The following is a 15,403-nucleotide window of genomic DNA, read 5'->3' as shown; positions in this document are numbered from 1 at the left end:
CGTCGAGCGGACGCCGCCGCCCGTCGAACACATCGCCCCCCCGCCTCCGCCCTCGCCGCGGATGACGGTGGTCGATCATCACCAGGCTAGCAACGACGTGCCCGAGGAACTGGGCGGACTCAGCTCGGATGAACTCGATTTTATCAAGGCTACGGTCACCACGGCCGCGCACCACGTAGAATCCGAAACCCTCTTTACCTCGGCCGAACCCGAAGAGGAGGAGCCCTGGATGCATGTGGAGGACGAGCCGGCGGATCCGTTCCAGTACGACGAGCCTCCCTACGCCACGCCGCCCTTTACGGCCGCGCCCGACTACCGAACCGCGCCCTCGCCGTTCGACGAGCAGGCGCCCCCGCCACCCCCGCCACCCTCGCCGCGCGAGGGGGGGAGCTGGGTGCGCACGCCGATCATCTCGACACACGGCCCCCAGGGAGATTCCATCCCAGATACCTTTGAACGACCGCTCTTTGGTGGTCACGACGACCACGACGACTTGACCGCTACTCCGGAAGAAATCGAAAAAATCCGGCGAATTCTCAACGACCTGGACTGAACCGTTTCGGGTGTCCATGCATGCGGAGAACCGTATCTCGTACGATCTAGACCGTTACCTGGAGCACGTTCAAGCGGCTGCCTCGGCGATCCGCGCCGCCAGCGAGGTGCAGCCGCGCGCTGCCCTGATTCTTGGCTCCGGGCTCGGCGGTCTCGTTCGCGACATGGATATCGTGCGGACGCTGCCGTACGTGGAAATCCCTTATTTCCCTCTGTCGACGGTTGAGAGCCACGCCGGCATGCTCCACCTCGGCCGGCTCGAAGGGGTCCCCGTCATGGTCTTTCAGGGGCGCTTCCACCTGTACGAAGGCTATTCCCCCTGGGAAGTGACGTTCCCGGTACGGGTGGCCGGTGCGCTGGGGGTCGAGGTGCTGCTGATTTCAAATGCCGCTGGCGGCTTGGATGCTACCATGGAACGGGGAGACTTGATGCTGATCACGGATCACATCAACCTCCAGGGCGTCAACCCGCTCACCGGCCCTAACCTGGATGCCTGGGGCCCTCGTTTTCCGGACATGAGCGATCCCTACGACCGGACACTGTGCTTGTTCGCGGAGGATGCTTCGCTAGAAATGGGGATCCGCCTCCACCAGGGTGTGTATGTGGCGGTCGTAGGCCCCAACCTGGAGACACGCGCCGAGTACCGCTTTTTGCGCACCATCGGTGCGGATGCCGTGGGGATGAGCACGGTGCCCGAGGTGATCGTAGCCCGCCATATGGGCATGCGGACTCTTGCAATATCCGTGATAACCGATCTCTGTATGCCCGATGCCCTGGAGCCGATAACGATCCCGGAGATCCTCGCTGCCGCGGCCCGCGCCGAGCCGGCGCTGGGAGGGCTGGTCCGACAGGTGCTGGCGCGTCTCTGACACGATTCAGACACAGCGCCGGCGGGCTATTATTCGACCCGAGGTGAGACGATGCCTGAAGACGACATCTGGGACGAACATGCGTGGGAGGCGTTTCTACGCAACGACGACGAGCGGGTGAATCGTAGCTCGGGCCATCCCATCTCGTTCGAGGAGGGGGATGAGGACGACGACGCGCCGACATTAGACGACCTCCTGGCACTGCCCGTTTATCAGCACGCATACAAACTCGCCAACCGGGTGTTGGCCTGGTCCGATGGTATTCCGGGTGATCAGAAGGACTCTACATTCGTACATTTCTGCGCCAATACGCTCCAGATCCCGGCTAATATTGCACGTGGGCACGGACTGGGGATGGATCGCGATCACATCGGCGGATACATCGCCTGCACCAAACGCGCCCTCCAGTGTGCCAATGCGGCGCTCGAGCTGTTGCCCGGACTGCGATCCGCCCCATACATGGCCACGCCGGCGTACAACGTCCTTTACGAACGCGTATTCGAACTGCGCAACGAGGTGGGGTTGTACGTGCAGGAACTGCGCGGCCGCTTCGAACTGGGGATCGATTGAGGCTGATGTCCCGGGTCAGCGGGATAGGAGCAGTCGGCCCGTCCGGGTCGCGACGCCATCGGCGGAGGCGGCTTCGATCCGGTAGAGGTACAGGCCGGCCGGCCAGCTGGCGCTCTCGATCGTGGCCTCGTGGCCGGCACCGGCGGCATCCTGACGTTCGATCGTGTGTACCCGGCGGCCAAGGGCGTCGAAAATTTCGATGCGGACGTGGGCCTCGGCGTGGAGGTCGTACCGCAGGGTCGTATGATCGGCGAACGGATTCGGATAACTGCCGGCGACACGAAGAGCCATTTCGGGCAGGGCCGACTCGTGTAATGCCTCGGGGGCGTCTGCCAGCGCGATGCGAAGGGAACTGACGTAGGGATTGTCGATCTGGATACCTTCCCCGGCCTGCATCGCGTACGTGCCGACGGCCTGCCCCGCCACCAGCGCCTCCACCCGGTACCGGGCGTTCGTGCTAACGGGAGCGTCGACGCGTACCTGGAAGGGGCGCTGGCTCGACTGGATGCGGACCACAGCCTCCGGCGTTTCGACCAGGCGGCTGTTGGTGCTGAATCGGACGTCGAAATGCCTGGCGTCGGGGCGGGGCGGGAGGCGATACGAATCTGCCGCATCGTGCGTAGCCAGCACGGCTCCGAAAAAGAGCCGGCCGTTCCGGCCGCCGGCATCGGTGATGTCGAGATGGTGGAAGGCGTCGAGATCTTCAGCTACGGCCGGCGCCTCTTCGGCCATCTTGCCCGTTCCACAATCGAGCGTCAGCAACGCATCCTTGTTGGCGAACACCCAGTACCCGACGCCCTGGTCGAGTCGTCCGCGCGGGAAAGTCGTCGTATACGCCGGCGTATACACATCGTCCCACCCATACAACGTCTCGGTGACGATCGAGGCGACCGGGTCCGTGCTGATGCCGCGCAGGACGACATCGTCGCATGTGGGGCCCGCGATCATATTCCAGCCGGACTCCAGCGGGATCTGGATGGCGTCGATCGGTTGGCCGGAGACGTTTTGCGTCTGAGCCGGGCCGTCCACGTGGACCCAATAGGCCGTCCCGACCGACAACTCGGGGTGGCCGATGTAGGCCTCCGCATCACCCCAGGTCATGGGGACATCGCTCAGCGCCACGTCCGCGAATACGGCGTCAGATGAGCGATCGACAGGGTCGAGCGGGAGCCCCATGAGGTTCCATCCCGAGCGAAGGGACAGCTCCACGGTCGTCGTGTTCGTCGATGCGTTGTCAAACCGCTCGATGGAGTCCAACTCCGGCGCGCCGCCCTGTTGCGCCGAGCCGGCGGCGATAAACACGGCGTTGTCGAAGACGACCGCCTGGGTGCCGTGCCGGCCGACGTTCAGCGGCGCGAGCGTGCGCCAGATTTGGGCCACCGGATCGAACGCCTCCGTTTCGTCGTGCGCCAGCGTCTGTTTCGACGATTCGCCACCCATCACCAGAATCTCCCCGTTGTACAGCACGGAGGTCGTGCCGCCGCGCAGCGTGGGCAGGTTGTGGGAAGTCGAAAGCGTGGACCAGGTGCCCGTCGCGAAGTTGTAGATGTCGACTTCCCCGATGTTCGCCGAGGTGAATTTCGGGTTGCTGGTGTCGCGGCCGCCGGTGAGATACAGCTTGTTGTTATAAACGACCGCATGGGCATGGTCCCGTTTGCGCGGAGCGTCGGGCAGGACCTTCCACTGGCCCGTCACCGGGTCGTATTCGTCGAACCAGGTGTAGCCGGAGGCCGGCGAGCCGTGGCCGCCTTCGATGCCGCCGACGAGATATATCTTGTCGTTGTGGAGTACGGCGCCGGCCGAGCCGCGGCGGCGGTTAGCCGGCACTTCGTGGCTTTCGTTCCAGGTATTATTCGCCGTGTTGTAGTAATAGACATGATCCACTCCATATTCGCTATCGCAGCACGTCCCCGTGTAGGCGCCCACGATGTAGATGAGATCACCCCGAACCACGGCCTGGAAATGATGCATCTGGAAGGGCGGATTGGCGCCATCGGTCCATACATTCGTCGCTGGATTAAAAATCTGGACCCGTTTGACTCCGCGGCCCCCGATCAAATACAGCTTGCCATTGACCTCGGCAAAGGCGTTTTCGTGGCGCTCGGTGGGGGAATTCGTTGTATTCACCGTAGACCACGCACCCGTCGATTCCTGCGCGCGCGCAGCCGGGAGGGCAATAAAGAGGACAAGGAAACACAGGAGCGCGGTCGGTACGACTGGCGCCGGGCGATAGACGCGTAACGGCATGGAAGGCAATTCGCTTCGTAGACAGAGGAACGAAAACAAAGGGGTTTCCTGGCTCCAGAGGAGGCTGTGGAGCGTAGAGGTGATGTTCTAGCAGTCGTCTCGCTAAAGGCCCCCGCAGAAAGGCCAGGCAAGAACTTTTTTGATGGCGTCCGGAGGCCTGAAGCGGGTTCTGGATCGAACGCTTTCATCGAACATATGCGTTGAACCCAACGTATCACCCCGACTTTTCAAAAAGGCGCTCAAAAAGGGCGCTTGCATTTCGGTAGTTGATGCCCATGTTTAAAGAGGAAAAGCAGTACGATCAGCCTGCGCTGGAGCTGGAGATGTTGGCGCTTTGGGAGCGGGAGCAGCTATTTGCGCGCAGCATCGCGGCGCGGCGCGATGCGCCGACCTTCACCTTCTACGAGGGCCCTCCGACGGCAAACGGCCGGCCGGGCATTCACCACGTGCTCGCCCGGACCATTAAGGACACGTTCTGTCGCTACAAGACGATGAAGGGCTATCGGGTCGAGCGGAAAGCCGGCTGGGACACCCACGGGCTGCCGGTCGAGATCGAAGTCGAGAAAGCCCTCGGCCTCGAGGGCCGGCACCAGGTGGAGGCGTACGGCATCGAGAAGTACAATGTCGCCTGCCGCGAGAGTGTGCTGAAATACAAGGCACAATGGGATGAGCTAACCACCCGGATGGGGTACTGGGTGGATCTGGATCATCCCTACGTCACCTTCAAGAACGAGTACATCGAATCCGTCTGGTGGCTCCTCAAGCAGATCTACGAAAAAGGGCTGCTGTACAAGGGGTATAAGATCCAGTGGTATAGCCCGGGATCGACCACCGTGCTGTCGTCCCACGAAGTGAGCCTCGGCTACAAGGAGGTGCAGGACCCCAGCGTCTACGTCCGCTTCAAAGAGATTGGGGCCGAGGATACCTACTTCCTGGCGTGGACGACCACCCCGTGGACGCTGATCTCCAACGCCGGCCTGGCCGTGGGGCCCAAAATCGAATACGTCACGTTCCGGCAGACCGCGGCGGACCAGCCCCAGGAGCGCCTGATCGTGGCGCGCGCCCGCGCGTCCGTGTTGCCGGAGAGCTATGTCGAGGAGTCCTCGTGCACCGGCCGCGAGCTGGTGGGGCGGCGGTATGAGCCGCTGTTTGACTATTTCATGGGAGAGGCAGGCGCCGATCGGGCCTGGCGTGTCGTCGAGGCGGATTTTGTGTCCACGGATGATGGCACTGGCATCGTGCACATGGCGCCAGCGTTTGGCGCCGAGGACTTCGAGGTGGGCCGCAAGCAGGGCCTTCCGATGTTTAACCCCGTCACGGTGGATGGCGTGTTCGACGAGCGCGCCGTGCTGGTGGCCGGGTTGTGGTTCAAGGACGCCGACAAGGTCATCAATCGCCAGCTGAAAGAGCAGGGGTTACTGTTCCGGCAGGACAGCTACCTGCACAACTACCCACACGACTGGCGCAAGGGCACGCCGCTGATGAGCTACCCGGTCGAGAGCTGGTTCATCCGCACGACGGCCGTGAAAGAGCGGATGATCGAGCTCAACGAACAGATTAACTGGCAACCGCGGCAGATCGGCGAGGGGCGGTTTGGCGAGTGGCTGAAGAACAATGTCGACTGGGCCCTGAGCCGGCGGCGCTACTGGGGCACCCCGCTGCCGATCTGGCAGTCCGACTACCCGGGTTCGACGTATATCGAGGTCATCGGCTCGGTGGCCGAGCTACGCGCGAAGTGCGGCGACCAGCTGCCGGCGGACGATGCGCTGGACCTGCATCGCCCGTTTGTGGACCGATTCACCTGGCCGGCGCCCGACGGCGGCACCATGCGTCGCGTGCCGGACCTCATCGACGTCTGGTTCGATTCCGGCGCCATGCCCTTCGCCCAGTGGCACTACCCGTTTGAAAACAAGGAACAGTTCGAACAGAACTTCCCGGCGGATTTTATCGCCGAGGGGGTCGACCAGACACGGGGTTGGTTTTATACGCTCCACGCGATAGCGACCCTCGTGATGGACGAAAAGGCGTTTAAAAACGTCGTCGTGAACGGACTTTTGCTCGACGAGAAGGGCGAGAAGATGTCCAAGACGAAGGGCAACGCCGTCGATCCGTTTGCCGCACTCGCGAAACACGGTGCGGACCCCGTACGCTGGTATATGATGAGCAATTCGCCCCCCTGGGAGGACCTCAAGTTCTCCGAGCGGGGGCTGGGCGATGCGCAGCGGCGGTTCTTCGGGACGCTTCAGAACGTATTTGCGTTTTTTGCGACGTACGCCAATATCGACGGGTTCACATACGCCGGCGAGCGGATTCCCGTGGCGGCGCGGACCGAGCTGGATCGGTGGGTGATGAGCCGGCTCAACACGACGATCGCGACCGTCGATGCCGCCTATGCCGAATACAACCCGACCCGTGCCGCGCGCGCGATCGAAGGGTTCGTCGAAGCGTTGTCCAACTGGTACGTGCGCCGCTCGCGCCGGCGTTTCTGGAGCGCTAAGGCCGGTGAAAGCGGCGACGGAGCGGACAAGCAGGCGGCGTATCAGACCGTGTACGAGTGCCTCGAGGCCGTCGCGAGGTTGATGAGCCCCATAGCGCCGTTTTTCGGGGACTGGCTCTACCGCGCCCTGAACGACGCCACCGGGCGGTCCCCGCAGGCGTCCGTGCACCTCGCGCTGCTGCCGGAGGTAGAGCGGACCGCGGTGGATGAGGGGCTCGAGCAGCGGATGGCGCTGGCGCAGACGATCTCCTCGATCGTGCTCGCGCTGCGCAACGCGGCCGGCATCAACGTCCGCCAGCCGCTGCCGCGGATCATGGTCGTCACCGGGCCCGCGGCGGCTGAAGCGATGGTCGAGCGTGTCCGCGCGATCATCCTGGATGAAGTCAACGTCAAGCAGATCGAGTACGTCTCCGGGTCCAGCCGGGTCGTCAAACGGGCGGCAAAGGCCAATTTTAAGGCATTGGGCAAGCGGCTTGGAGGCGACATGAAGGAGGCCGCAGCACGGATTCGAAGTCTTAACGAAGAAGAAATTTCAAGATTCCTTGAAGAAGGTACTATTTCTCTCGATATTAGCGGCCGCCCCATTCCTTTCGAAGGAGAGGATATCGAAATCGTCAGCGAAGGCATCGACGGGTGGTTGGTGGAGCAGGAGGACGGCGTGACCGTAGCGCTGGACACTGCGATCTCCGAGGACCTGTTGGTGGAAGGCCTGGCGCGCGAATCGGTGAACCGTATCCAGAATATGCGAAAAGCGGCCGATTTTGAGGTGACGGATCGCATACAGGTTCAGTACAGCGCGTCCAGCCGGCTGGCGCAAGCCATCGCCCGGCAGGCGCACTGGATTCGGAACGAGACACTGGCAGCATCGTTGGAAGAGGCACTTCATCCAGCTGGGGTGCTTGTGGAGTCGTTTTCCATAGGAGAGGAGACACTCACCCTCGCAGTAGACCGAATGGCCTGATGTGGCCTCATCGTGAGGTGACTGCGCGACGTTTCTTCGCCCGGCTCCAGCGCGCCGCTTCCGCGTGGCCTGCTGATCAATATCCAGCGTCTGACACGTCGAGCGCGTGTGGATTGCTCTGCTGACGGCTCTGCTCACGTTTGAGTGATCGGTCAGCCCTTCGAATTCCATCACAACCGTTCATGCATGGTAATGTTATGACCATGAAGCGATCTACCGCCGGACGTGCGAACGAACAGGTTTCAGCACAACGTCAGGAGGATATGGAAAAAATAGATACGCCCATCGTTGCAAAATCAGCGCTCAACGATGAGGATCTCCGGCATTTCGAGGACCTGCTGATGCAGCGCCGTGCGTCCGCGATGGACGATGTCGATCGCATGCGCGCGACATTGCAAGATGCACGGGAGCAATCCGAGAACGACACCGCGTACAGCTTCCACATGGCCGACGCCGGCACGGATGCCATGGAGCGCGAAAAGTTGTACCTCATGATTGCCCGGCAGCAGAAATACGTAAGTTATCTGGATCGAGCGTTGGAGCGGATCAAAAACAAAACTTACGGGATCTGCAAGATCACCGGCAACCCGATTTCAAAGGAGCGGTTGGAGGCGGTGCCTCACACCGAGATTTCCATCGAAGCCAAACTGAAACAGCGTAAGTAACCCGTTTGACCGGGCCCGCCGGCCGGCGCGGGTAGTTCTCTCGTTATGCACATTTTCTGGATTACGTTTAGCATCATCGTCATCGATCAGATCACCAAGCAGATGGTGCTCCGCAGTATGTATGTGGGCGAGTCCATCGCGCTGGTGGGGGACTGGTTGAAGTTTACGTTCACGGAAAATCCGGGGATGGCATTCGGCATTACGTTCGGTCCTCGAGGCATGGTAACGTTTCTTTCCATGGCCGCGACGGGGCTGATCGTGGTGTATCTGTATCGGGTCCGAAACCTGTATAAGCCGTACCGCATCAGCATTGCGTGCATTCTGGGCGGTGCGCTCGGCAACATCATCGACCGGGTGTTTTACGGGATGTTGTTCAACGACGCCCCGCTGTTCGCCGGCAAGGTGGTGGACTTCATCCACGTCAACCTCTGGCGGGGGTACTTGCCCGAGGCGTGGCCGCTGGTTGGCGGCAAATATACGGCGCTGTTCCCCATCTGGAACGTAGCCGACATGGCCATCGTGCTTGGGGTGGTCGGCATCCTGTTTTTTCAGGGCGCCTTCCAGGAGGAACTGATGCGTGAACAGCAAAAGTCGGACGTCGAAGACGCCGACGTTACCGAAGCAGGCGCCTCCGAGGGCGCGGACCTCGCGGCCCCCGAGAAGGCCGCTCGCCCGGAGGGATCATCACAGGAATGAACATTGTTTGACCCTCTCGATGCTCCTGCCCGACGGCTCGCGTCGGGAAGCATCCGCCTGCAGCAGTTTTTTTGAGATGTTCTGGAATGACCGGGTATCAAGATAGGATCCGCAATTTTTGCATCATCGCGCACATCGATCACGGGAAAAGCACCCTCGCCGATCGCCTGCTCGAACTTACGGGTACCCTGAGCTCGCGCGAGCTACAGAACCAGGTACTCGACAGCATGGATCTCGAACGGGAGCGTGGCATCACGATCAAGAGCCACGCGATCCGGATGAAGTACCAGGCCGACGATGGGCACGAGTACATCCTCAATCTGATCGACACTCCCGGGCACGTGGACTTCACCTACGAGGTCTCGCGTGCGCTGAAGGCGTGTGAAGGCGCCATCCTGGTCGTGGACGCGGCGCAGGGCATCGAGGCGCAGACGATTTCGAACATGTACCTCGCGCTCGAGGCGGGCCTGGAGATCATCCCGGTGATGAACAAAGTCGATCTCCCCAGCGCGCGCCCGGAACTCATCGCCCAGACCATCGAACAGCTGATCGGCGAGCCGGCGGAGGAAATCCTCTCCATCAGCGCCAAGACGGGCGTGGGCGTGGCCGCCGTCCTCGAGGCCATCGTCCGCCGAGTGCCGCCCCCGAAGGGTGACCCCAACGGACAACTGCGGGCGCTGATCTTCGACTCCGTGTTCAACCAGTACCGCGGCGCGGTCGTATACGTGCGCGTGTTCGAAGGCACGCTGACGAAGCGCGAGCGGATGCGGTTCATGTCCAACTACAAGGAGTACGACGCGGAAGAGATCGGCATCCTGCGGTTGAACATGGAGCCGACCGAGCAGCTGCGCGCCGGCGAGGTGGGGTATGTGATCGGGTCGGTGAAGGACGTCCGCGATACGCGTGTCGGCGACACGATCACGTCCGCCCGGAACCCGGCCGAAGTGCCCATCAAGGGCTTCATGGAGTCGAAGCCGATGGTGTTCAGCGGGTTGTACCCGACGGAGTCCGAAAAATTCGAAGACCTCCGTTCTTCTCTCGAGAAGCTCCAGCTCAACGACGCGTCGCTCACCTACGAACCCGAAAGCTCGTCGGCGCTGGGATTTGGCTTCCGGGTCGGCTTCCTCGGGCTGCTGCACATGGAAATCATCCAGGAGCGGCTGGACCGGGAGTTCGGGCTGGACATTATCACGACGGTCCCGAACGTCAAATACGAGGCGGAGATGCTCGACAAGTCGATTCTCGTGATCGACAACCCGAGCGACCTGCCGGCGCCGAGCACATTCATCGAACTTCGCGAGCCCTATGTCAAGGCTCAGATCATCACACCGATTGAGTACATCGGGGGCCTGATGCAGTTGTGCCAGGATCGTCGGGGCATCTATATCAATACCCAGTATCTGGACACGGAGCGGGTCGACCTCCACTATGAATTGCCGCTGGCTGAGATCATCTTCGATTTTTACGACAAGTTGAAGAGCATCACGCGAGGCTATGCCTCGTTTGATTATGAAGTGCTCGACTACCGGCAGAGCGAACTCGTCAAGCTGGACGTTATGATCAACGGCGATCCGGTCGATACCCTTTCCACGATCGTCCATCGCGACAAGGCGTACGAGATTGGCCGCAAGCTGACCAAAAAGCTGCGTGAGCTGATTCCTCGCCAGATGTTCGAGGTCGCCATCCAGGCCGGCATCGGCTCGCGCATTATTGCCCGCGAAACCGTGAAGGCGATGCGCAAAGACGTGACCGCAAAGTGTTACGGCGGCGACATTTCCCGGAAGCGCAAGCTGCTCGAAAAGCAGAAGGAGGGCAAGAAACGCATGAAACAGGTGGGCCGCGTGGATGTGCCTCAGGAAGCCTTCCTCGCCGTGCTGGCGATCGAGGACTGACGCCGGAAACGCACCGGGCGATTCGTTCGTATCGTACCTACCCTCATCGCCATCCGGATCGTTCAGCAGGACCATGCGTGTGTTTTTCCTTCTCGTCACCTTCGCCATCCTGGCCGGCCCCGCGCGAGGGCAGGAACTTGCCGAGATGTACCGGATGGCGCGCTTCTCCGTTCAGGCCGAAGCGCATCTGGAGGCGAGCGGCATGCGCGCCGCGCCGGCCGAACCGCTCCACGTGCCATCAAGATCGGACACGCTCCTGCAGTGGATCGTGGCGATGAGCGGCAGCGCTCGCATAACCTCGCCTGCCGAACCCTTCGCCATCGACGCGTGGCGCCTCATCCGTCGCGTTGAACGGAAGTGGTTTGAGAAACACCACGCCGGCACCCTCTGGGCGTATCTCGGCACCGAATCGCTGCTCCCGATCGACACCACCCTGACCCGCGACCTCCGTGCGCGGCTCGAAGGGTACTTCGGCCCACCCACCCAGACCATCACCGAAGTTTTCAGCGCCCCCGACACCCGAGACGCGCGCGATCGGTATATCCAGTTCGAGTACTGGTTCGTGCTCAACGATTCGATCCCCCTGCTCCTGATGGATGTCAACGGCCCCCTCGAACGCGGACTCGTCGTATCCTCCGATTACCGCTACCGCGATATACTATTACGCATCCGCGAGTCGTTCATGGAGGAGTTCCTGCGCTCGGATCGGAGGGCGCCGTACGTCGATTATTATTACAATCCCATTGAATCAAGCTGGTATTATGCGGGGTACGATGGAGAACGCTATTTTCTCGAGCGGACAAAGCCGCCCAACCTGGCGCTTGGACGTCCCCGGCCTCAAGCACTCACCCGGTCCGACGAGTAGGCGGTTGATCCACGCACCCGCCGGCTTTCCCAGGTCGAACCGCAATCGCTGGTAGTTTGAAGACTTCCTCCATGTCGCAAGACAAGCGCCGCCGAGATCGGCAGAAAACACGTGATAAAGGGCGGAGCGCCGCCGAAACCGGCCGGGACGCCGAGGGCTCGGGCAGGCCGGCCCAGAAAGGCAAACTCCGGGAGTGGGGCGAGGCCCTACTGTTTGCCGTTATTGTCATGTTGATCGTCCGGACGTTTATCTTCGACCTCTTCCGGATCCCGACCCCGTCGATGGAGAAAAGCCTGCTGGTGGGGGATTACCTCTTTGTATCCAAACTCCACTACGGCACCCGGACGCCGCTCACACTCGGCGTTCCCTTTACGCAGATCTACATGCCGGGCGTCGAATTCCCCGACTTTCGGTTTCCGGGATTTACGGAGGTAAAACGCGGCGACGCCGTCGTATTTAACTATCCCGTCGAGGATAAACCCATCGACCGGAAAACGCACTACATCAAGCGGGTGATCGGCCTGCCGGGGGAGTCGATCGAGGTACGGGATAAGATCGTGTATATTGATGGGGAAGCCCAGGCATTCGCCGAGGGGATGCAACGGCTGTGGAATGTCTACAAAACCGACCCTCGGGTGCATCTTTCGGCCTCTCGCCTGAGCGCCATCGGCGTGGATACCGTTTCCGCCACGATCGACCCGCAACTCGTCCGCGTCGTGGCGACGGAGCAAGCTATCGACCAGATTCGCACGTGGCCTTATATCGACCGCGTGGAGCCTTATCTGGCCCCCCTCAACGCCGGCTACAGCGGCGTCATGTATCCCCCGGGCCGCGGATATACGCCGGACCAGTTCGGCGCGCTAACCATTCCTGGCGCCGGGATGACGGTGGAGCTGACACCTGAAAGCTGGCCAGTCTATGAACCCGTGATCCGCCGCTATGAACACCACGCCGTTCGGGTGACGCCGGAAGGAACGTTCGTGATCGACGGGCAGCCGGCAACCACGTATACGTTCGCGCAGAACTACTACTTCGTGATGGGCGATAATCGCGACAACTCGGAAGACAGCCGTTTCTGGGGCTTCGTGCCAATGGATCACGTGGTAGGGAAGGCACTGCTCGTCTATTACTCGTGGGATGCCAACGCCTTCCTGCCGCGTTTCCGGCGGTTCTTCAAGATTATCCACTGACCGCGCAACCGCTCGCTTTGGACAGGCAGGATCCAACCTCCGTCGCGCCGCTTGCCGGCGCCTATGCCAACCCTCCCATCGAGGAGGCGCATACGGCTACCTGGCGCGAACGACGCAACATCCTGTGGGAGTGGGTTGGGGCCGTCGCCCTCGCCCTCATTGCCGCCTTGCTCATCCGCGCCCTGTTGTTCGAGGCCTTTCGGATCCCCTCGGAGTCGATGGAGAACACCCTTCAGGTGGGCGACTTCGTCCTGGTCTCCAAACTGCACTATGGCGCGCGGTTACCCGTGACGCTGGGTCTCCCCTTTACCCGATTGTTTCTGGAGCGCCTAGAGTTGCCCTATCTGCGCATCCCCGGTTTTACGGGTGTGCGGCGCGGTGATGTCATCGTGTTTAACGTCCCAACGGAGTCCGCCCCGCTCGATCGCAAGACGCATTATATCAAGCGCGTCATAGGGCTGCCTGGCGATACCTTATCGATCATCGACAAGATTCCCTACGCCGGCCAGACGGCGCTGCCCATGACGGACGCGATGAAGCAGCGCTGGCGCGCTTTTCCGGCGGCTGGTGAAGTGTTGCAGATCGAACGGCTCACCGAGGCCGGCGTCGTCCAAATCACCCTACCGCAGCGCCGCGACGATCCGGTCGACTTCGAGGCGACGGTCGATGTCGCCCGCCAGGTGGCCGAGTGGCCTGAGGTGGGAGAGGTGAAAGCCCTCGTGCGTTCCGGAGGTCATGCCGCCCGCACGTTCCCGAGTGGCCACACCTTTTCGCCCGACAATTACGGCCCGCTGCCGATCCCCGCGGCCGGCGATACCGTCGTATTGTCCGATGAGAACTGGGCTGTCTACGAGGCGATCATCACTCGGTACGAAGGCCATGATGCGCATCGGTTGGGGGAGAACCAGTTCGAGATCGATGGCCGCCCGGCCGCCACGTATGTAGTCGAGCAAGACTACTACTTTGTCATGGGAGACAACCGCGACAGCTCACTCGATAGCCGGACGTGGGGATTTGTGCCGGACGACCATGTCGTCGGCAAGGCGGTGCTGATCTACTTCTCCTGGGACCCGCATCAGAAGCGCGCTCGGGCGGATCGAATTCCCCTGCGCATTCACTGATCCAGGCTGGCGAGGCGGACGCGGTCGAAGTACTCCTGCTGATTCGTGCCCGGAGGAATATCGAAGGGATGCGCCGGCAGCATCAGGCGCTTGAGCACCGGAAACCGTTTCTCATAGGCGAACGGCTCGGGATGGACGGGAGGATCCTCCCCGATGACCAGCACCGTCGTCCCTGGCTTGATGACATTTCGCTGCCCGGTACTGAAGCCGGGTCCCCTGCCGGTCTGCCAGCCTTCTCCCCAGTTATACATCCACTCCGCATCGGCATCCACGAGCCGGACACATCCGTGGCTGGTGGGGCCACCGGACGGCATCGGGTACTGGTGGATGTGGATGCCGCGTGCTTCGTGGAAGTTGAACACCCAGTACATCTCCCAGTCCTCGCCGGGCGGGCTCAGGGAGGAGATGCGGTACTCGCTTTTCCAGTTGAAGTTATACCGGCCATTGGGTGTCCGAGACTCCTCCGAGCCTGTATTCACGATGCCCCAACGCATGAGCTTGCCGTGATCGTAGGCGGCAAAGGCCTGGATGGTCTTTTCGATGATAAAAAGTTTATCGAATTCCTGCGCCCCGGGGTAGAATAGCGGAAAGGGCGAATACGCGCGGAAGTCTAGGTCGTAGGCCGTCGGGACGATCAGGGTATCGCCGATCGACAGGTTGGCGACCAACTTGCGGTTAAGCAATTCGATCAGCTTGCTGCGCTCTTTGCCCACATCGAGGTCGCCATCGCCCAGCACCTTGAAGAAGGTATTCCGGGCCATGACGTTGTTGTCGCGGCTGTTATAGAGCGTGAAGTAGTTGTAATAGACTTCCGGCGCCTCTTCCAAAACTCCGTGCTGGTTGTTCAGGATAGTGGCGAGCGCTTCCTGGCTGATATAGGACTGTGCAAACGACGGGCCGGCGCTGGCAGCGAGGAGGACGAGCGCGAGAAGGGTGCGGTAAACGTACATTCGTGTAAGCGAGAGGGTTAACATAGACACAGGGTGATGATCAATAACACAGCGGCAACCTGTCAGGAGGCTTCCGCGGGTAGTTTAAAGACGACGCTGTGCCAGGAGGCCTGCGCCGGCCCTTCGAACCGACCATCGAACACGTCCTGGAGCGTAGTCAGGCTGGTATCGAACACAATCGTGCTGCCTGTAATGGCGCCGGCGCGTGCAAGTTTCCGAAAGGCCTGGCGCGGCGAGCGTTCGATTTCGCCGGATTCTCCGCGAAAGAAGATCTCCAGCCCGCTTGCGATTCCGAATCCAAGCGGCTCGCCGCAGACAGCAAGAGCAT

At 61.4% G+C, this 15,403-nt stretch carries 13 protein-coding genes; 10 read left to right on the top strand and 3 right to left on the bottom strand.

Annotation, left to right across the window (positions count from 1 at the left end):
• From SH809_02425 to SH809_02415, 3 genes are all read left to right on the top strand, one after another.
• Positions 1-553, top strand: a 553-nt coding sequence (locus SH809_02425; GenBank protein ID MDZ4698538.1) for a hypothetical protein, incomplete at its 5' end; no start/stop codon positions are given.
• A gap of 16 nt (positions 554-569) precedes the next feature.
• Complete coding sequence (locus SH809_02420) at positions 570-1,421, top strand: purine-nucleoside phosphorylase (GenBank protein ID MDZ4698537.1); 852 nt, start codon at positions 570-572, stop codon at positions 1,419-1,421.
• Between the two features lie 51 nt (positions 1,422-1,472).
• Positions 1,473-1,991, top strand: a complete 519-nt coding sequence (locus SH809_02415) for a hypothetical protein (GenBank protein MDZ4698536.1) — start codon at positions 1,473-1,475, stop codon at positions 1,989-1,991.
• A gap of 15 nt (positions 1,992-2,006) precedes the next feature.
• On the opposite strand, the gene SH809_02410 is transcribed toward SH809_02415, so the two are convergent.
• Positions 2,007-4,238, bottom strand: a complete 2,232-nt coding sequence (locus SH809_02410) for a kelch repeat-containing protein (GenBank protein ID MDZ4698535.1) — start codon at positions 4,236-4,238, stop codon at positions 2,007-2,009.
• Between the two features lie 269 nt (positions 4,239-4,507).
• Between SH809_02410 and ileS the strand changes: the two genes are divergently transcribed.
• The 7 genes from ileS to lepB (SH809_02375) all read left to right on the top strand — a co-directional run bounded on the left by ileS (position 4,508) and on the right by lepB (SH809_02375) (position 14,125).
• Positions 4,508-7,696: an isoleucine--tRNA ligase gene (gene ileS / locus SH809_02405; protein ID MDZ4698534.1), complete on the top strand. Its 3,189-nt coding sequence runs from the start codon at positions 4,508-4,510 to the stop codon at positions 7,694-7,696.
• Positions 7,697-7,959: 263 nt separating this feature from the next.
• Positions 7,960-8,361, top strand: a complete 402-nt coding sequence (locus tag SH809_02400) for a molecular chaperone DnaK (protein ID MDZ4698533.1) — start codon at positions 7,960-7,962, stop codon at positions 8,359-8,361.
• 45 nt (positions 8,362-8,406) lie between these two features.
• Positions 8,407-9,057, top strand: coding sequence for a signal peptidase II (gene lspA, locus SH809_02395; GenBank protein MDZ4698532.1), 651 nt, complete (start codon positions 8,407-8,409; stop codon positions 9,055-9,057).
• A gap of 86 nt (positions 9,058-9,143) precedes the next feature.
• On the top strand, positions 9,144-10,949 hold the full coding sequence (lepA, locus tag SH809_02390; GenBank protein MDZ4698531.1) for a translation elongation factor 4: 1,806 nt from the start codon (positions 9,144-9,146) through the stop codon (positions 10,947-10,949).
• A gap of 73 nt (positions 10,950-11,022) precedes the next feature.
• Entirely contained in the window at positions 11,023-11,814 is a 792-nt protein-coding gene (locus tag SH809_02385) for a hypothetical protein (protein MDZ4698530.1), read from the top strand.
• Positions 11,815-11,870: 56 nt separating this feature from the next.
• Positions 11,871-13,004, top strand: a complete 1,134-nt coding sequence (gene lepB, locus SH809_02380; protein ID MDZ4698529.1) for a signal peptidase I — start codon at positions 11,871-11,873, stop codon at positions 13,002-13,004.
• 17 nt (positions 13,005-13,021) lie between these two features.
• Positions 13,022-14,125 carry a signal peptidase I gene (lepB, locus tag SH809_02375; GenBank protein ID MDZ4698528.1) on the top strand — a complete coding sequence of 368 codons (1,104 nt, stop codon included), beginning with the start codon at positions 13,022-13,024 and terminating at the stop codon, positions 14,123-14,125.
• Here lepB (SH809_02375) and SH809_02370 read toward each other — a convergent pair.
• Complete coding sequence (locus SH809_02370) at positions 14,119-15,075, bottom strand: L,D-transpeptidase (GenBank protein MDZ4698527.1); 957 nt, start codon at positions 15,073-15,075, stop codon at positions 14,119-14,121. The genes lepB (SH809_02375) and SH809_02370 overlap by 7 nt on opposite strands.
• Before the next feature lie 62 nt (positions 15,076-15,137).
• The coding region (locus tag SH809_02365) for a hypothetical protein (protein ID MDZ4698526.1) at positions 15,138-15,403 on the bottom strand (266 nt) is incomplete at its 5' end.

It is taken from the genome of Rhodothermales bacterium, from assembly GCA_034439735.1.
Classification (GTDB): Bacteria; Bacteroidota; Rhodothermia; order Rhodothermales; family JAHQVL01; genus JAWKNW01.
This window is presented reverse-complemented; position numbering and strand designations above follow the sequence as displayed.